This is a genomic window from Adhaeribacter aquaticus DSM 16391 (assembly GCF_000473365.1).
In the GTDB taxonomy this organism is placed as follows: Bacteria; Bacteroidota; Bacteroidia; order Cytophagales; family Hymenobacteraceae; genus Adhaeribacter; species Adhaeribacter aquaticus.
On record NZ_KI421517.1, the window covers coordinates 603,875 to 622,264 of the forward strand.

The 18,390-nt window shown below is 39.4% G+C and carries 20 protein-coding genes; 9 read left to right on the top strand and 11 right to left on the bottom strand.

Translation table 11 applies throughout. From position 1 onward, the window contains the following. The first annotated feature begins 26 nt into the window (after positions 1-26). The 3 genes from ADHAQ_RS0104675 to ADHAQ_RS0104690 all read left to right on the top strand — a co-directional run bounded on the left by ADHAQ_RS0104675 (position 27) and on the right by ADHAQ_RS0104690 (position 3,258). Positions 27-914 (top strand): DUF3891 family protein, encoded by an 888-nt coding sequence (locus tag ADHAQ_RS0104675; RefSeq protein WP_211240571.1) that lies wholly within the window; start codon positions 27-29, stop codon positions 912-914. 80 nt (positions 915-994) lie between these two features. Then, positions 995-1,672 (top strand): hypothetical protein, encoded by a 678-nt coding sequence (locus ADHAQ_RS0104680; protein WP_026461954.1) that lies wholly within the window; start codon positions 995-997, stop codon positions 1,670-1,672. A 140-nt stretch (positions 1,673-1,812) separates the two neighbouring features. Next, positions 1,813-3,258 carry a DUF4403 family protein gene (locus ADHAQ_RS0104690; protein WP_026461955.1) on the top strand — a complete coding sequence of 482 codons (1,446 nt, stop codon included), beginning with the start codon at positions 1,813-1,815 and terminating at the stop codon, positions 3,256-3,258. An 81-nt stretch (positions 3,259-3,339) separates the two neighbouring features. Here ADHAQ_RS0104690 and ADHAQ_RS24520 read toward each other — a convergent pair whose 3' ends face one another. Continuing rightward, positions 3,340-4,062 carry a hypothetical protein gene (locus ADHAQ_RS24520; RefSeq protein WP_051359712.1) on the bottom strand — a complete coding sequence of 241 codons (723 nt, stop codon included), beginning with the start codon at positions 4,060-4,062 and terminating at the stop codon, positions 3,340-3,342. 222 nt (positions 4,063-4,284) lie between these two features. Here ADHAQ_RS24520 and ADHAQ_RS24525 point away from each other — a divergent pair, with 222 nt between their 5' ends. Then, positions 4,285-5,250, top strand: coding sequence for a YihY/virulence factor BrkB family protein (locus ADHAQ_RS24525; RefSeq protein ID WP_034256582.1), 966 nt, complete (start codon positions 4,285-4,287; stop codon positions 5,248-5,250). Between the two features lie 90 nt (positions 5,251-5,340). Continuing rightward, positions 5,341-5,589, top strand: coding sequence for a hypothetical protein (locus ADHAQ_RS0104705; RefSeq protein ID WP_026461956.1), 249 nt, complete (start codon positions 5,341-5,343; stop codon positions 5,587-5,589). Between the two features lie 849 nt (positions 5,590-6,438). Here the strand turns inward: ADHAQ_RS0104705 and rlmN are convergent. The 3 genes from rlmN to ADHAQ_RS0104720 all read right to left on the bottom strand — a co-directional run bounded on the left by rlmN (position 6,439) and on the right by ADHAQ_RS0104720 (position 8,519). Beyond that, on the bottom strand, positions 6,439-7,497 hold the full coding sequence (gene rlmN, locus ADHAQ_RS0104710) for a dual-specificity RNA methyltransferase RlmN (RefSeq protein ID WP_026461957.1): 1,059 nt from the start codon (positions 7,495-7,497) through the stop codon (positions 6,439-6,441). Between the two features lie 295 nt (positions 7,498-7,792). Next, complete coding sequence (locus ADHAQ_RS27975; protein ID WP_157433344.1) at positions 7,793-7,969, bottom strand: hypothetical protein; 177 nt, start codon at positions 7,967-7,969, stop codon at positions 7,793-7,795. A gap of 124 nt (positions 7,970-8,093) precedes the next feature. Beyond that, positions 8,094-8,519, bottom strand: a complete 426-nt coding sequence (locus ADHAQ_RS0104720; protein ID WP_026461958.1) for a thioesterase family protein — start codon at positions 8,517-8,519, stop codon at positions 8,094-8,096. A gap of 85 nt (positions 8,520-8,604) precedes the next feature. Between ADHAQ_RS0104720 and mnmC2 the strand changes: the two genes are divergently transcribed. Together mnmC2 and ADHAQ_RS0104730 are read left to right on the top strand one after the other, a co-directional pair. Further along, positions 8,605-9,279 carry a tRNA (5-methylaminomethyl-2-thiouridine)(34)-methyltransferase MnmC2 gene (gene mnmC2 / locus ADHAQ_RS0104725; protein ID WP_026461959.1) on the top strand — a complete coding sequence of 225 codons (675 nt, stop codon included), beginning with the start codon at positions 8,605-8,607 and terminating at the stop codon, positions 9,277-9,279. Positions 9,280-9,322: 43 nt separating this feature from the next. Beyond that, positions 9,323-10,096 (top strand): DUF3891 family protein, encoded by a 774-nt coding sequence (locus tag ADHAQ_RS0104730; RefSeq protein WP_026461960.1) that lies wholly within the window; start codon positions 9,323-9,325, stop codon positions 10,094-10,096. Between the two features lie 5 nt (positions 10,097-10,101). Here ADHAQ_RS0104730 and ADHAQ_RS0104735 read toward each other — a convergent pair whose 3' ends face one another. The 7 genes from ADHAQ_RS0104735 to rpmG all read right to left on the bottom strand — a co-directional run bounded on the left by ADHAQ_RS0104735 (position 10,102) and on the right by rpmG (position 15,654). After that, a complete protein-coding gene (locus tag ADHAQ_RS0104735) occupies positions 10,102-10,677 on the bottom strand; it encodes a 5-formyltetrahydrofolate cyclo-ligase (RefSeq protein ID WP_026461961.1) in 576 nt (191 codons plus the stop codon). A 1-nt stretch (position 10,678) separates the two neighbouring features. Continuing rightward, the gene (gene bshC, locus ADHAQ_RS0104740) at positions 10,679-12,238 is read right to left on the bottom strand and encodes a bacillithiol biosynthesis cysteine-adding enzyme BshC (protein ID WP_026461962.1); all 1,560 of its coding nucleotides are present in this window, start codon (positions 12,236-12,238) and stop codon (positions 10,679-10,681) included. Positions 12,239-12,432: 194 nt separating this feature from the next. Next, a complete protein-coding gene (gene rimO, locus ADHAQ_RS0104745; protein WP_026461963.1) occupies positions 12,433-13,746 on the bottom strand; it encodes a 30S ribosomal protein S12 methylthiotransferase RimO in 1,314 nt (437 codons plus the stop codon). 3 nt (positions 13,747-13,749) lie between these two features. Further along, positions 13,750-14,226 carry a hypothetical protein gene (locus tag ADHAQ_RS0104750; RefSeq protein WP_026461964.1) on the bottom strand — a complete coding sequence of 159 codons (477 nt, stop codon included), beginning with the start codon at positions 14,224-14,226 and terminating at the stop codon, positions 13,750-13,752. Between the two features lie 18 nt (positions 14,227-14,244). Then, the gene (ftsY, locus tag ADHAQ_RS0104755; RefSeq protein ID WP_026461965.1) at positions 14,245-15,201 is read right to left on the bottom strand and encodes a signal recognition particle-docking protein FtsY; all 957 of its coding nucleotides are present in this window, start codon (positions 15,199-15,201) and stop codon (positions 14,245-14,247) included. 112 nt (positions 15,202-15,313) lie between these two features. After that, on the bottom strand, positions 15,314-15,469 hold the full coding sequence (locus ADHAQ_RS27595; protein ID WP_071781092.1) for a DUF4295 domain-containing protein: 156 nt from the start codon (positions 15,467-15,469) through the stop codon (positions 15,314-15,316). 2 nt (positions 15,470-15,471) lie between these two features. Beyond that, positions 15,472-15,654: a 50S ribosomal protein L33 gene (rpmG, locus tag ADHAQ_RS0104765; RefSeq protein WP_026461966.1), complete on the bottom strand. Its 183-nt coding sequence runs from the start codon at positions 15,652-15,654 to the stop codon at positions 15,472-15,474. Positions 15,655-15,953: 299 nt separating this feature from the next. Here rpmG and ADHAQ_RS0104770 point away from each other — a divergent pair, with 299 nt between their 5' ends. Both ADHAQ_RS0104770 and ADHAQ_RS0104775 read left to right on the top strand, forming a co-directional pair. Next, complete coding sequence (locus ADHAQ_RS0104770; protein WP_026461967.1) at positions 15,954-16,646, top strand: glycosyltransferase family 2 protein; 693 nt, start codon at positions 15,954-15,956, stop codon at positions 16,644-16,646. A gap of 146 nt (positions 16,647-16,792) precedes the next feature. Beyond that, positions 16,793-18,310 (top strand): FAD-dependent oxidoreductase, encoded by a 1,518-nt coding sequence (locus ADHAQ_RS0104775; RefSeq protein ID WP_026461968.1) that lies wholly within the window; start codon positions 16,793-16,795, stop codon positions 18,308-18,310. Positions 18,311-18,390 lie beyond the last annotated feature (80 nt).

Here is an 18,390-nt window from a genome sequence, read left to right on the forward strand (position 1 = left end):
TGGATTTTAATTTATTTGGCCTTTTCGTGTTAAAACGTGGTAATGGCGCCCCCGTTGCCACACAAGTTTTGTTTAGCAACATAAAGGTACAAATATACCAAAACCCCAATAGCTTCCATTACATTTTAAAATCTCCCGTACAAGGATTTAATACTACAATTTTAGAATTAAGCTTAAAAAAAGCCTCCATGATTGTAAATGCCGTACCAGAAGGATGGGAAATAATTTTTCAGCAGGCTCATGCTTTACTAGCCACGCAGATAGCGTTCGAATGGCGGGTAGCCGACCGTCCGGAGAGGTGGGTAGAAACCTTGGCAGCCATAGCCCAACACGATGATGGGCAAAAATTTTGGGCGGGTAAGATAGGATTAACACCTGCCGGGGCCCCGGCCAACTTTACCATGCTTCCCTTTTCTTTAGAACAAGCTACCCAAGTTATGTATGAGGCAAAATTTCAGGGCCGGTGGCGGGCGTTACTTACCTCCATGCATTTATCTTTTTTATACGAAGAGCTCCGTGGGCAAAACAATAGAACAGACGAATTTTTAAATAATCAATTGGAAAACCAGGCGCGCTGGCGCAAGGAATTAAAAATAAACAAAAAGAAAGCCCAACAGGCTTATGACCTGATGCAATGGTGCGATCGGTTTTCACTTATTTTATGCCGGAGCCAATTACCGGAAGCAGAACGGACGCTGGAAGTCAGCAAAGGCCCGGATGGGGTGCAATACCATGTAATACAACAAAAAGATGGTTCAATAAAAGTAACCCCCTGGCCATTTGAGAAAAGGCACTTTACCGTTTCCGTAGAATTTATTTGCTTAACCCAACTGCAATTTCAGGATGAGGCAGAATTAACCGAAGCCTTGATGAACAGCCCTATTCAGTTAAAAGAGTGGACTATTTCTAAGTAATATATTAAAAAACTATATATAATAGCTTAATTTTTGTTCTTTTGTTTTTAATTAAAATCATGTTTAATTAAAAACCCCCAATGAGAAAACCTTTATTCTTATTCGCCTTTTTGAGTTTGTTTGTATTTACCTCTTACGCCCAGAACACTACTGATGGGTTTAAACCAACCGCTGGCGATTACACCACAGAGGTTAACTTAAATTTATTTAATAATAACGGGGGCTTTTCATTGAATCAAATCAGACTAAGGCACTTCACCTCCCCTACCACTGCTTTACGTTTGGGATTTTCTGGCTCTTTTAATTCTAATAAAGATGAGCGGCTCCAAAATAATTTTAAAAGCTTCGGACTAAGTATTAATCCGGGATTTGAGAAGCATTTTGCTGGCACCACTAGATTATCTCCTTATTTAGGTGCAGAATTAGCCTTAAGCACCTCCTTTGCAAAACAGGAATTAACGCGGCGATTTGTCAATTATGAGGTTAAAAATGGCCAAATGTCGTTTGATGGTAACAGCCAAAATATTTCATATGATGCTTATTCACAAATCGGAGTCAATGCCTTGGCGGGAGTAGATTATTATTTTGCTAAAAGATTTTACGCGGGGATAGAATTAGGATATGGATTCTACTATACCAAAGCGAAAGATGTCGAAGTTAAACAAAGCGGAAATACTATCCTTACCGCTAAAGGTGAGTCAAATATTAATATAAATCCTTTTGTAAATAATGGTCTTCGGGTTGGGATTATATTTTAACAACAATCTTCCTTATTAATAAAAGGCTGATGAGGTTCATCAGCCTTTTTGCTTTTAATACGCCCGAACCATCTGGCCACCAAATCTGTTCTTTTAGGGCAATAATTATTGTTATAATTTTGCGTCTCAAAATTGTTTGTATGAAAATATTATTCCGTTGCTGGCTTCTAGCTGTAGTTGTTCCTATTTTAATGCTACAGGGTTGTTCCAAGTCCACTCATTTAAACACGCAAGCACCTACCGATGGCGTAGCTGCTGCCCCTACTTTTGAGCCTAAGCTATCTACCATTAATGTACCGGTATCTTTCAAAATAAATACCTTGCAAGAAAAACTAAATAAAGAGTTTGCCGGAGTACTTTATAAAGATGATAACCTGCAGGATGACAATGTAGCGGTAACGGTAATAAAGAATGGCGCAGTAGCCGTTAAAGCCGAAGGCAATAAAATTGCTTTTACGGTACCTTTACATATTTATGCCAAAGGCCGCTGGATGTGGGCAGCCTGTAAGATGTGCCCTACCTTACAAAAAACTGAGGATACTGAGTTTGATTTAGTTATTAAGAGCGAGAGTCAATTATCTTTTAGCGATGACTATAAAGTAAAAACAGTTACGGTAGGCGACTTTGAATGGGGAAATACCAAACCTGTATTAACGGTGGGTCCCTTACAAATTGGATTGGCGCGTTTTGTAGAACCAGCCATGCGTAACCAAATGAGTACCCTTACTGCCAAACTGGACAAAGAAATACAAGACCGCATCAAAATTAAAGATTACATACAAGAAGCCTGGGTACAAATGCAACAACCCATACCTTTAGATAAAGACCTGGATGCCTGGCTAACCGTAACTCCTAAAGATATTAAAGTTTCTCCGCTGGTAGCCCGGAACGGCGAACTCCACCTGAATATTGGTTTTACTTCTTATTTACAAACCATTACCAATGGTAAACCTAAAATTAAAATAAACAAAAACTTACCTAAGCTAATAACAGACAACCGCTTGAGCAATGTGGTGCAGATTGGCCTGGTAAGCGAAATCTCCTATGACCACGCCACTAAGTTGTTAAAAGAACAAGTTGCCGGACAAAAATTTACCTTTGAAGACGGGAAAGACGTAATAACCGTAAATGATATTAAACTATCTGGAAGTGGTGATAAAGTAGTTTTGATGCTGGATGTTACTGGAAAAACCAAGGCTGGTATGTTTACTAAAAATATTGCCGGCAAAGTATTCCTGAAAGCTGTACCCTATTACGATGTTGCCTCTACCAGCATTCGGGTAAGGGATTTGGATTATGATTTAGATACCAAAGATCAATTATTAAAAACCGCCAGCTGGTTGGCTAAGAACAGATTTGTGGAGAGTATCCAAAATCAAATTTCATTCCCGGTCAAATCGCAGTTAGAGGATGCTCATAAAATGCTTCAAAAGACGTTAGATGAATCTGGCCGGGTACATGAATCTGTATTACTGAAAGGCAGAATAACCGAAATTGTTCCGGATGCTATTTACCTAACGCCAACCGCTATTCGGGCGGTAGTAAATGCTAAAGGCAATCTAACGGCTCAAATAGATAAATTATAACACGTATCTAATTTCAAAGAACGTACAAAAACAGAGCAGGCCGGATTATCCGGCCTGCTCTGTTTTTGTACGTTCCTGTTTCTATAGTCTCTTCATGGGCAACGGACTGTTAAAAACAGCTGCCGGTATATTTTGGGATACAGCAATATTGCTCATGTCCATTTTTGGATCACCGTCCATTGCCCTACCAGAAGCCATCTTTATTTTTCCGTATGTTTTATAATTGTTCCAGGCACGGGTAAAACCTGGTTTTTCGTCGGTGGCACTGCGATAGAATGACCATTCAGTAACCAAACCTGATTTTTTATCTACGGCTACTACATATTTGTTATTAGGCGTAACACCTACATTTTCAAAAGTAAGCTCTAATAAATCGGCCTCTTCTCCGGCCTTAGTTTTACCTTCGCCTTTGTATTTTAAGGTAACGCCACTGTCTTTAAGTTTAAAAGGCATTATCAGCCAGTAAGAATCATTTACCCAAACCGGATACATGCTTTGGATTAATTTCTGCCCTTGCGGAGAATCCGAAATGTCTTTCCCTTTACTATAGGCCTTTCCTTGTTTAGTATTCAAATCGGCCACTACTACCAACGTATCGCGCTCCAGTCTAAACTTGTTTTCGTACTTGTCCCATACATGATATTGGTTACGCCAGGTCCAGGCAATGTAACGGGTTTTATTCCAGCCGTCTGTTCCGCCCATATTTTTAATAACCTTAGTGGCAATATCAACAGCTTTTTTATCGGAGTCAGTGGCATTATTAGCATCCTGAGCCTTGCCTGAAAAAGAAAATAAAAGCACCATGAAAAACACTGGCCAGTATATCTTTTGGCTTAGCTTATTATAAATGTGTATCATCTGAAAATCAGGAATTTTAAAGGATAGCTCCCAGACAATAAATGTATTAAATACTTCTGAGGTATACTAACACCAGCGAGCTAACAATATTATAACTAACTAAAGTGTGCTACAATCGTAACAACTTCATTCTACTATATTTCTGAAATACAAGGATATTAAGAGGCAATGGCACATTATACCTTAAAAGACATCTGGCAACTAACTAAAAACACCGTTGGGCAATTCATGGAGAATAACTCTTTCCGGTTGGCGGCCGCGTTAGCGTACAACACTATATTCTCTTTGCCTCCTTTATTGCTTATCATTATTGCAGCTGCTGGTGCCATATGGGGCGAGGAGGCTGTTTCCGGTCAATTGGAAAGTCAGCTAGGAAGTATGGTAGGAGCCGATGCGGCGGCCTCCATACAAAATATGATAAAGAATATTAACCAATCAGGCAAAGGCGGAATTGCTTCTACCATAGGTATAGGCACGCTAATTTTTGCTGCAACCACCTTTTTTATTACGCTTCAGGATTCGCTTAACAGTATCTGGAACGTAAGAGCTAAACCCACTAATAATATTGTCAAAATATTAAAAGACAGATTTCTATCTTTCGGGCTTATACTAAGTATTGCGCTCCTGATGTTGGTTTCACTTTTGATTAGTGCTATTCTGACTTTATTCACTGATTACTTACAACAAACTTTTCCAACCATTGCTATTATTTTTATTCATATCCTCAACATAATTGTATCACTGGCTTTTATAACTTTTCTTTTTGCTTTGATATACAAATATCTGCCAGATGCCATTATTCGCTGGAAAGATGTTTGGGTAGGTTCTTTTCTGACTTCCTTACTTTTTGTTATTGGCAAATTTTTAATCAGCTGGTATATTGGCAGGGGTGATGTAGCATCTCCTTATGGCGCAGCCGGATCGGTAATTATTATTTTGGTTTGGATTTATTATTCTTCATTAATAATCTTTTTTGGATCAGAATTTACGCAACAATATGCCAATACCTTTGGGGAAAAAATAAGGCCAAAACCACACGCCGTAGAAATTGAGATTCGGGAAGTGCAGCACGAAGACAGTGATGACTCTAAGGCTGGTCGTCCAAAATCTGAAGGTCGTTTTCGTAAAGAATAATCTTTCGGTAAAATGAAAAATATTTTGTTTACCGTGCAACGGTAAAGCTAGTTATTGGATCATGTAGATAGTAACCTTAGTTCTTTTTACATGATTAAATTATCTGCTAAACAAAAACGCGAGTTTTCTTCTGTTACAAACCTGGTATTGCACGTACTTATTTTTATTGCCCTATTAGTTACCCTGAACTCTTGTACCAAGGAAGTAAAGGATACTAATGCGCTAGCTTCTCCTATAAAAGAAGATAGCCGTGGTAAAGGGTATTTAGTTAAAGCAACTAAAAACAGTTATTTCAGTTGTAGTTTTCTCCAGCCGCTAGAGGTTAAAAACAAAATATAGCTGGAGTTTGACCAGTTAAAACAAATGGCCTTAGCTTAAAAGCTAAATTTAGCAGGGAGCCTGATTAAGCATCACCAAAAGCTATTTACCCAAGCTCCCTGCTACAGAAAACTAGATCAAAATTTAAACTTATTTTTTTAGATTCTCGTGACGATAGTGGTACTATAACTTTTTAGTCTAAAACTATTTTTTACGCCATTCCTACTCAATATCTACCCTAAACCGATTCTCACGCTTGCTCCGATAGATGGCAATAGGGATAGACACATTCCTGCAAAAAATTTTCATGGGGATTAATACAACATTCTGAGACTGGAAGAGTTTAATAAATAACCTGCAGGTATAAGAAATTTTTAATGTAAATAGGTCTATATGTTTTTAACCTAAATATCAGGTTCAAAAACATATATGGTATTATGAAAATATTAAATTTTCAAAATAAGGATTAAAAATATTTTAAGTTACTTGCAACTTTATTAGTAAATATCGTATATTTGTACTGTTCAATTAATAATTGTCGTTTCAACGATAATCAAAAACAAAAGAGCAAAAAATTAAATAAAGATATAGTTCTGGTCTTCAGAAAAATAACCTGAAGTTTTTACCGGAAATGAAGAGTCCTATTTGTATAGGTGATTTAATTATTGTGGTGGATAATTAAATAGAAAAAAACAGCTCGCTTTTTAAGCGAGCTGTTTTTCTTTTAGGCCTACTTAACCCTTTGGAGTACTTTACCTAAAACCTGCCTGACAAGTAAATCTATAGGATATTTATTTAAAAATACTTTCGCTTATAAACCTGTATCCGAAACAAACCGTGTATCTAATACTAAAGAAAAACAGCTCGCTTTTAGGCGAGCTGTTTTTCTTTAGTGGCGAGCTGTCCGCAGGCAGCATCTATATCTTTCCCTCGGCTTCTTCGCACATTTACCTGGACTCCTCTATCGGCTAAATAATGCACAAACTTAGATAAATGGTCATCGTCGGTATTCCGGAATAAGGCCGCAGCAATTGGGTTATATTCTATTAAATTAACTTTACACGGAATAATGCGGGTAAACCGTAATAGCTCTTCGGCATCCTGTAAAGAATCGTTGAAATTTTCAAAAACAATATATTCGTACGTTACCTTACGGCCTGTAATCTGATGGTAATACGTAAGCGCCTCAGCTAGTGCATCTAACGAATTGGATTCGTTTATCGGCATAATTTCGTTACGCTTCACATCGTTAGCAGCATGCAACGAAAGAGCTAAGTTTGCTTTTACGCCATCATCAGCCAACTTTTTTATCATTTTAGCTATACCGGCAGTACTTATAGTAATTCGTCGCGCTGCCATATTCAATCCATCCGGCGCGGTAATACGCTCCACACTTTTTACCACATTTGCATAGTTAAGCAAGGGTTCACCCATACCCATATACACAATATTGGTAAGCGGCACACCATAATTCTTCTGCGACTGCTCGCTAATGCGCACTACCTGGTCATAAATTTCAGCTGCATCCAGATTACGCTTACGCTCCATGTAACCAGTAGCACAAAACTTACAGGTTAAGGAACAACCTACCTGGCTGGATACACAAGCCGTCATGCGTTCATCATGGGGAATTAAAACGCCTTCCACAATATTGGCATCATACAACTTAAAAGCTGATTTAATAGTACCGTCATTGCTCCGTTGGTGATTAGCAACAGTTACTATATTTATAGCAAAATTCTGATCTAGTTTCTCACGTAAAGCCAGCGACACATTATTCATTTCAGTAAATGATTGTGCTGCATGCTTCCAAAGCCATTCGTATACCTGTTTGGCCCGGAAAGGCTTTTCTCCATTCTCCACAAACCAGGTTTTAAGCTCGTCCAGGGAAAATTTTCGGATATCTTTTTTTATTTGAGTGGCTTCCATATAGCAAAATTACAAAAAATATAGGGCTTTAGTTTCATTTACTTGTAGTAAATAAGGCTAATGCTTATCATCTATCAAAGCTTGTTTCTCAATTAGAAGAGTTAGCGGGCAATTTCAATTTAACTTAAAGAACCCAAGGAAGAAATTGCCTCATCTTACGAGAAGCATCATCTTTCATGAGTTCTTCCTTTCTTAAAGATTATAAGTAAGTATTTTGCTTTTATGAGAGAAGATAAAATTCAGAATGAAAATTTTGAACTAACCGGGCAGATACTAAAGGTAAAATAAACAGCTTTTATTTATTCTGATTATTTGCACTCGTGTCTGAGTTATTTTTCCTCCTTAAGCCTTCATTTAAATCATTTTCTTTCCGCCGATATTCTTCCTGACCTTCAGGGCTCAAACGCGAAATATATTCTTCCCGTTCCTGCTCCAACTTTTCTATATATCGTTTAAAACTAGCCTTATCCATGATTGACATACCCTAAAAAATTATAACTAATTGTAGTTATAAACTTTAAAAATCGTGCCAATATGGGCTTATAATCAGCTAGTTTGCTTGAATTTAAAATTTATTTCTGAAGGCATGAAAAGGCTTAAAAGCCTGATAATTTTTGCTCTACCTCTACTGGTAAAGATACCATTGTCCTGTTTTGGTAATTAAAACAAACCATTCCGGTTTTAGCCAAAGCAATTAGTTTTAGGTCCTGGTTTTTCACTTCATAAACCACATCAAAACCGTATTTGTTAAAATCCTGAGCGGCTACTTGTATTGTTAGCATATCTCCCCGGAAAGCCTCCCCTTTATACGCAATGGCCACATCAGCCATTATTAAACTTTTGCCCGCTACATCTAATTCGGAGTAGCCAGACTTTTGCAAAAATTGCATCCGGGCTTCGTGCAAAATAGAAAGTAGTGCATCATTACCCATATGCCCCCCGTAATTTATATCCGAAACGCGAACCGAAATAGTGGTAGCGAAAGTAAATGTAGCAGGTAAATCAATGTTGATGCGTGCCATATTTCGTAAATACAAGTTAAAGGCAGAAAGTTAAGAATTACCTTGTATACTTGCTTTAAATAAACAGGACCTAATACTTAAAATTGTGAAAACAGAAATCAGGCAAACCAAGGATGGTTCTACTACCTTATATGTTCCGGAATTAAACGAGCATTATCACTCCGTACATGGTGCTCTACAAGAATCGCAGCATGTCTTTATTCAGGCGGGACTGGAATATATTTTATCGCAACATCCGGAAATACGCTTATTGGAAATTGGATTTGGTACGGGTCTAAATGCATTGCTTTCCTTACAACATGCTTTATTACACCCCAATAAAACCATTCAATACGATGCTCTGGAAAAGTTTCCGGTAACAGCAGCTACTATTGCAGATATGCATTTTGAAAAATTTATTCTGAACCCTGAGTTAATGGAGTACTTACAAATACTGCATACGTCCCCGTGGCATGAACCAGTACCGGTAACGCCTAACTTTGAACTGCGAAAGGTAGAAAACGACTTAACTATTTACACTTTTACGGATAACTATTACCACCTTATTTACTTTGATGCCTTTGCCCCTGAAAAGCAGCCAGAACTTTGGACAGACGAGATATTTGCCAGATTATACCAAGCTTTAGTACCCGGAGGCGTATTGGTAAGTTATTGCGCCAAAGGTAGCTTTAAACGTAGCCTGAAAGCAGCTGGCTTTACATTAGAGGCTTTAGCGGGCCCAGCCGGTAAGCGTGAAATGACCCGAGCTATTAAAAATTAAGGTCCTTTTCTATCTGAGCGTGTATTTTTTAATCTGATAAGGTATGCTCTTGCGGGAAACAAATGATCATTTTCTATTGATTCAGCAACACGACCACGCCCAGGTATCAGGAGTAATGGCGGAGCATTGGAACCCAGCTTATTTTACTGGGCAAGAATGGCGGGACAAAGTAATACTGGCGATTTACCACCATGATAGGGGCTGGATAAATTTAGACGAAAATCCTTTCTGGGATGATAAAGCTAAAAAGCCCTATTCTTTTGTAGAACTCCCACAAAACCCCAAATTAGCACATTATAAACTTGGGATAGAGGAAGTAGAAGTCATGGATCCTTATGCTGGTTTGCTCTGCAGCCTGCATTACTATTCCTTTATTGACCCAGCTATTAGTACAGGCAGCCAGAGATTCATCGACTTTGAAAAAGCCCGGCAACAACGACTAAAAAAGGAACTTCAAATCTTTTCTCCTGTCCAGGAAGAAGTATTAAACTATTATTTGCAGCTCTTAAAGTTCTGCGACAATCTTTCTTTATATGTATGTTTAATTCAACCCGGAGCCACAAATACGGATAATATCTCCTGGTTTAAGAATGGTATCCCCAGCTCCAGCTTCTTTTCCTTTACCAACGGCAAGAACATACAAGCTACCTGGTTATCTGAAAATCAAATTCAGGTAACACCTTTCCCTTTTATACAAGAGCTTACCATTACCATTCCGTATAAAAAATTGATTAAATCTGATATCTCACAACAAGGATTATTAAGTGCTTTTAGAACCGCACCGATACAATACCAGGAAATACACCTTATATCATAACCCAATTAAGCAAAGCTGTATACGCTGGTTGGGGTAACGGCAAAATCCAGGGCTATATCATCTGGATGCGTATCGGTAATCTGGTGGATAGATGCCTCATAAGATAATCCGATTTTTAAAACCTCTGGTCGGCATGCAGATAAAAACCGGTCGTAGAAACCTTTCCCGTATCCCACCCGATGACCTTGTAAATCAAAAGCTAACAACGGGATCAACACCATATCTATCTCATGGGCATCTACTTCCTCTGCTCCTTCCGGCTCTTGTATACCCCATCTATTTACTTTCAGAATGGTATCAGGCGTTAAAACAAAATGAGTCAGCGAAAAATCGGCTATATTAGATACCGGCACTACTATTTTTATATGCGGGTAAGCTGCCTGCAGCTTCCGGATGATGTACCAGGTATTTACCTCATTATGCTTTTCAATGGGCAGAAAAACATGCAGGACTTTGATAGCTTCTAACCGGAAAGCGCCAAAGAATTGCTCACAAATCTGTTTACTTAAATCAGCTGTTTCGGACGCAGCATATTGCGCCCGTTTTTGTAACATATCCTGGCGTAATACTGTTTTCAGCATTTTATTCTTCTTCCAGAACGGTAAATTTATTTTCTAATGGGTTAAAAGCCTCTATCAGGTTCTGAATAAATTCTGGATTATTGGTTTGGTAGGTTAACAGATTATCTACCCGCTCCTGTAAAGTTCCGTTCGGGAACAACTTCTCTTTTAGGCCGGTCAGCTGACTGAAGTAGGTTTCGTATTTGGTTTCGTTTGCTTTCACCAGCTTTTTCTCCAGCATCATCAGCGAATTCTGGGTCTTTTGGGCTTCGGCGGCTACTGTTTTGGCTAAGGTAGGATCTACTTTATTGGCCAGTTGTGTTATTTGTTCAAAAACAGACTCTATTTGCTTCCGCTCTGCTTCCAAGGTTAGTTCTTCCTGTTCAAACTGAGCCATAATTTGCTTTTTAAGCGCAGCCGTATCTTTAAATAAATCTTCAATACTCAGGTTTAGCTTCTGCCGGCGATTCGCATTGGGCTTGGAAATATACAAAGCCGAATTGCGAAGCATCACCATAGGATAGGTAACGCCATTCGCATCAAACACCCCTTTTAGCTGACACCAGTAAGTTACTTCCGCTCCTCCCCCAATATAAGCCAGATTGGGTAAAACCATTTCCTGGTAGAGTGGGCGTAAAATTACATTTGGGCTAAACTTTTCCGGCGTTTCTTCTATGAGCTTTTCTATTTCCGCTGGTGAAAATGTTAAAGTAGTATTTAACACTTTATATTGTCCATCCTCCAGTACAAGGCGCTCCCGTAGATTTTCATCCAGGTAAAACAGGTTTATTTCCCGCGACATTACCTGTGGTTTATAATGCTCCGCTAATTTATCGCTTACTTCGTTTACTAATTTTTGGGAACTCTGCTCCTGTAATTCTTTCCGGATAACTGGTTTAAAGGCCTGCTTTAATTCTTTATCGTCCCCATCTATTGCCACTAAACCATACTGCCCAAACAATGCATGGGTAATTACCCGGGTAGCATCAGCTAAAGTTGCCGATTGTGTATAGGCTTCTTCAAATAAAGGATAATGTTCTGGTAAGGAAGCCAGTAATTCAGACATACTTTCAGTAGAAAACCGCCCCACAGCACCTTTCTGATCTGTTTCCCAGGAATAAGGCTTACCAAATAAAGTAAAATGATTTACCTCGGCAAAGTCATGGTCTTCGGTGGCCATCCAATAAACCGGCACAAAATCACATTCCGGGTAAGCGCTTTTTAACTGCTTAGCCAAGTTAATGGTACTTATTATTTTATAGACGAAATAAAGCGGTCCGGTAAAAATATTGAGCTGGTGCCCGGTAGTAACCGTGTAGGTAGTGGGCTTTTTCAGCAGTTCCAGATTTTGCTGAACCTCTGCCTGTATATTTAAAACAGATGCGTATTGCCGCTGCAGAGAATTGATTAAATTTGTCCGCTGTTCCCCTGAAAACTGCTTTTCCTGCATTTGGCTCTTGAAATTCTCAAGAGCAGGATAGCGATTATAAAATGGGGTTAACTTTGGGTCCTGGGCAATATAATCAGTTAACAGGGAAGAAAAAGCGCCGGTAGCGCGATAATCTATTTTAGAAATTTTCATTCTTTTTTCAATAGAAACTAGTGCATCCGCAAAGCACAAAGTAACAGCAATATTTTATAATTACAGATAAGAAATTTTTATCTCTAAATAATTTCCCCTCGCTGCCTGTTACTCAATATTTCCGGAATAAGTTATTAAAAATAAAAAATCCTCATCTTTTCAGGATGAGGATTGGTCTTTGTTATAAGTAAACTTTAGTTTACAATCTCGCCGTACAAATCAAAATCCGAAGATTCTGTAATCTGTACGTTAGCAAAATCGCCCAGACGCACATAATGGTTATTTGCCGGCACCAACACTTCGTTGTCTACCTCCGGCGAATCGTACTGAGTACGACCCACATAATAACCACTTTCTTTCCGGTCGAATAATACCTTATAAGTTTGCCCAATGCGCTCTTCATTTAACTCAAGCGAAATTCCTTGCTGTAGCTCCATAATGGCATCGGCACGTTCTTGTTTTACTTCAGCCGGCACATCATCGGCTAAAGAATAAGAATGGGTGCTTTCTTCGTGCGAATACGTGAAAATACCTAGGCGATCGAAGCGGGTTTTCTCCACAAAATCGTACAGTTCTTCAAAATCCTGCTGGGTCTCGCCCGGGTGTCCGGCAATTAAAGTAGTACGCAAAGCAATGTCTGGTACCCGCTGGCGAATAGTATCTACCAATTCAATGGTACGGCGTTTACTGATGCCACGGCGCATGGTTTTCAGCATATTATCCGAAACATGCTGCAAGGGCATATCTAAATACTTACAGATATTCTCGCGCTCAACCATTACATCCAAGGCATCCATCGGGAACTGCGACGGATAAGCATATTGCATCCGGATCCATTCAATGCCATTAACATCTGAAAGATTCCGTAGTAAGTCGGCTAGTTTACGCTCGCCGTAATGCTGCAAACCGTAATACGTTAAATCCTGAGCAATTAAAATTAATTCTTTCGTACCCATAGAAGCTAAACGCTTTGCCTCCTTTACCAGGTCTTCAATCGGACGATCTACGTGCTTGCCCCGCATTAACGGAATGGCACAGAACGAGCACGGGCGATTACAACCTTCAGCTATTTTAAAGTAAGCATAATGCTTTGGGGTAGTTAATAATCGCTCGCCAATTAATTCGTGCTTATAATCCGCTTCTAAGGTCTTTAATAACTGAGGGAGTTCTAAAGTACCAAAATAAGCATCTACCTGCGGTATTTCAGCTTCTAACGAATCTTTGTAGCGCTGCGATAAACACCCGGTAACGTATAATTTGTCAATATTGCCAGCTACTTTTTCGTCGGCATATTGCAAAATAGTATCAATCGATTCCTGCTTGGCATTATCAATGAACCCGCAGGTATTAATAATAATTATATTGGCATCGTTTTTCTCTGATTCATGGGCTACCTGCATATCGTTGGCACGTAACTGCCCCATCAATACTTCCGAATCAACGAGGTTTTTAGAACAACCCAGCGTAATAACGTTTACCTTATCTTTTTTTAAACTTCTAACTTTCACCTGTTAATATACAGCGTTATAATCAATTTTAAATTCTACCGGAGTTACCTTTTGGGCTTTCACCTCTACCGGAAAAATGTTACTTTCTCCATCAAATAAATTAGCAAAAAATCCATCAGGTTCTTTCGAGAATAAAGAATATTTACCCGGCGGTAAGGCCACCTGAAAATTTCCAGTTGAGGTAGAAACAACTTTAGCTACCAATTTAGTTTGAATATTAGTATAAAAAGTACCATTTCTTTTTACCTGCCTTAAATTGGTAAGCTCATAAACATAAATTTCCCGGGGAGTTATGCTCTTGGCAACAGAAGATACTGCGGTATTATTCTTTCTGGTCAGGCCAGGCATTAAGTTACCTTCCAGTACAACAATATTACCCTTGATGCCTTGCGACAAGGAAGATGCTTGTTGAAAAGAAGCGACAGGACCGGCACATGAAAAAAGCAAAGTGCTTAACAAAAGCTGAACGAGAGCCGGCATATTCTTGTAGGGAAAGAATTATTTTGTAAACAAGGAGTCTACAAACTCGTGCTTATCAAATACCTGCAGGTCATCAATTTTCTCACCTACCCCTATGTATTTAACCGGAATTTTAAACTCATCCGAAATACCAATTACCACACCACCTTTAGCCGTACCATCTAATTTAGTTATGGCCAATGCTGTAACATCGGTAGCTTTAGTAAACTCACGGGCTTGTATTACCGCATTCTGGCCAGTACTGCCATCTAAAACCAGTAATACCTCGTGCGGCGCTGCGTCAATAAACTTTTGCATGACCCGCTTAATTTTAGTAAGCTCGTTCATAAGGCCTACTTTGTTGTGTAAACGGCCAGCTGTATCAATAATTACCACATCAGCCTCCATCTCAACGCCTTTTTTTACAGCATCAAAAGCAACAGAAGCCGGATCAGTATTCATGCCATGCGAAATAACCGGCACGCCAACCCGGTCGCCCCAGATAATTAACTGGTCTACGGCAGCAGCTCTAAAAGTATCGGCCGCCCCCAAAACAACTTTTTTACCGGCTTTATGAAACTGAGCAGCTAATTTACCAATAGTAGTAGTTTTACCCGCCCCATTTACGCCTACCACCATAATTACATAAGGCTTTATGTTTGATGGCAGCACAAATTCTTTGGTAGCTGTTCCCGAATAACTTTCGTCTAGGAGTGCCGCCACTTCTTCGCGTAAAATACGATCAAGTTCAGATGTACCCACATATTTATCACGAGCTACCCGATCCTCAATCCGGCGGATAATTTTTATAGTAGTTTCAACGCCCACGTCGGAGTGCACCAGCATGTCTTCTAAGTCATCCAGAACTTCTTCGTCTACCTTAGATTTCCCTACTACTGCTTTACTCAACTGGTCAAAAAAATTGGTTTTGGTTTTTTCCAATCCTTTGTCCAGTGATTCTTTTTTCTCTTTACTGAAGAAGTCAAAAATTCCCATAGTCGCTTTTTCGCAATGCCGTTGAAAACTTAATTTTTTAAATAATATACAAACCAAAAAAGTCCCGATACCTGCGGGACTTCCTGTAATTATCTAACCTAATTGGGAGCAATTATTTTGCAGCCAAAAACTCCTGTACTTTATCTACAGGCACCATTTCTTCTTTAAACGTGATAGCACCTGTTTTAGGTGACTTCACCGCTTTAATCACTTTTGCCCAGTCTTTACCGGTCGCGGTTTTCAGGGTCGCAACTACTTTCTTAGCCATGGTTATTTAATCTCTTTATGTACAGTTACTTTTTTCAGGTTCGGATTATACTTCTTCTTCTCCAAACGCTCCGGCGTGTTTTTCCGGTTTTTGGTAGTGATGTATCTGGACGTTCCCGGTACACCGGAATTTTTTTGCTCCGTACATTCCATTATTACCTGTACGCGGTTTCCTTTTTTAGCCATCTCAAACTCAATATTTTATTTGGGACTGCAAAGATAGGAGAAAAAATCACAAATAGCAATAAGCATTAATTAAAAAACTTTAGTCTTTTTCTGGTTCAGATTATCCCCGATTTGCATCCGTTTTTATTTTTCTTTCTGAAGCACTTCGGAGGGGCAAAAATAATTGTATTCTAACAATAACTTTATAAGTAAAAAAAGGTACAATACAGAGCATTTGTAATAGTCATTATTATAAGTAGTTTTGTTCCCACAAATGCAAGCTTATCCTTTAATTAAAATAATACTATGAAAAGAAACCTATGCTACTAAACGCGAACACCACATGTATTATCCCTTTTTATAATGAAGGTTACCGTGTTTTTCAGGTACTTGAAGTAGTTACGCAAATAAAAAATATAACCCAGGTAATTTGTATTGACGATGGCTCTACGGATAATACAGCTGATTTAATTGCCGAAAATTATCCTACTGTAGAGTTGATAAGGTTACCTGAAAACCAGGGAAAAACCGATGCCATCCGGCATGGGGTATTAGCGGCTTTAAATGAGAATATTTTATTAATGGATGCTGATTTACAGTCTATTAATAAAACCGAAGTTGAAAAAGCTATTCAGGCCATAGCACAACATAACCTGGATATGGTAATTCTACGAAGAATTAATGCCCCTTGGTTTGTAAAATTTGACCGCGGCGACACCTTATTATCTGGGGAGCGAATAGTGAAAAAACAAGACCTCATCAAAATTCTAAATGAAGAGGTAAATGGCTACCAGATAGAACTGGCAATTAACCTTTACATGCAACGCCATAAACGCGACGTTCGGTGGATACCCTGGTCAGCTACCAATACCTATAAGGCAGAGAAGCTGGGGTTATTGGAGGGCTACAAACACGAGTTTAAAATGTTTACGGACATTGTGCTATATGCCGGGTTAAAAAACATTATTAAACAAATTACTTTATTTGCTACCAAGGAAGTAGAGGTAGAATAACCCCAACCTGAAAACGCCTATCTGTAAATGGCCCGGCTCTTACCGGGCTATTTTACTTTTTGCTCATCCTTTATTTATTCTTCCACTTTTAAATCTCTAACTAATAAAAATAAGTATGAGTATGAAAGACTATAAATACAGGAAATATGAGCACAACATCTATCTGGAGTAACCGTTCGGAAGAAACTTCCTTTCCAACTTTAACCAATGATATTACAGTGGACGTGGCTATAATTGGCGGTGGCATAACCGGCATTACTGCTGCTTCTATTTTAGCTAAGGCCGGTAAAAGAGTTGCTGTCTTAGAAGCTTGGCAGGTTGCCAAAGGCACTACCGGCTCCTCCACTGGCAATCTATATGCTCCAGTTGGGGAACGGTTGCATACCGTCGAAACAAAGTTTAATCAGGAGGTATTGGAAAAGGTGGCCGCTTCCCGTTCGGCAGCCATAGACTTTATCCAGAAACAGGTACAGGATTACCAGCTAGATTGTGATTTTGAAAGAGTACCCTGGTTTTTCTTTACTGAACCCGGCGAAAATGACTTGAATGTGGAAGAAGAAAGAAAAGCTGTAAAAAGAGCAGGCTTACCCATAAGTGAAGAGGTTCCGGCCAATTTTCCTTTTACTACGGACTCTTTTTTTTATGTACCGAACCAGGCCCAGTTTAATCCCCTGCGGTATACTCAATTACTCGCTAAAAAAATTGAAAGCCCTACCTGTCAGATATACGAAAATACGAAAGCCGTAGAATTTAATAACGGCTCTCCTTGCACCGTACGCACCGAAAATGGTCATACCGTTACAGCCAACCAAATAATTATGGCTACGCATACGCCAAAAGGCATTTACGGTGTGCACACCACCATGGGGCCTTACCGCGAGTATGCCATTGCCGCTCGGTTAAAAGAGCCTTATCCAAACCCAGGTATATACTGGAACATGCGCATGATGCAGCACCTTTCTATCCGGACTTATACCGACCAAACCGGCACCTATTTATTGATGCTGGGCGAGAAACATAAAGTGGGTCAGAAAGAACATAACGAAGAAAATTACCAAAAGCTAATAGAATACATCCGCACCCGCTTTTCCGTTGACTCCATTGCCTTTACCTGGTCGGCCCAGAATTACAAACCTTCGGATAGCTTACCTTTTATTGGGCCAGACGGGAAAAATTCTAACATTTACATTGCCACCGGTTTCTCGGCTGACGGCTTAACGTATGGTACACTAGCGGCCATGATTATTGCCGATCAGATCCAGGGCATTGACAATCCGTGGGGAAAAATTTACGACGCCAACAGGTTTACCCCGGTGGCTTCAGCATTAAAATTTGCGAAAGAAAATATAAATGTGGCTTATGAACTGGCTAAGGATTATTTAACCGGTGGCGATGCTGATAAATTTAATGAAATTAAGCCAGGCGAAGGCGCAACTGTTGGCGTAGGAACAGGACAAGTAGCAGCTTACCGCGACGAACAAAACAATTTACATGTAGTTTCAGCAGTTTGCCCACATATGGGCTGTATTGTTCATTTTAACAATACCGAAAAAAGCTGGGACTGCCCTTGCCACGGCAGCAGGTTTAGCATTGATGGCGAAGTTCTGGAAGGCCCGGCCATTGCAGGGCTAGCGCCAAAGAAAACCAACACCGAAAAAGGATAATTCCTTTTCCTTCCTGCAGAAACAAAAAGCCTAAATAAAACAGCGGCGGAGTTAGAATTTAAAACTCTAACTCCGCCGCT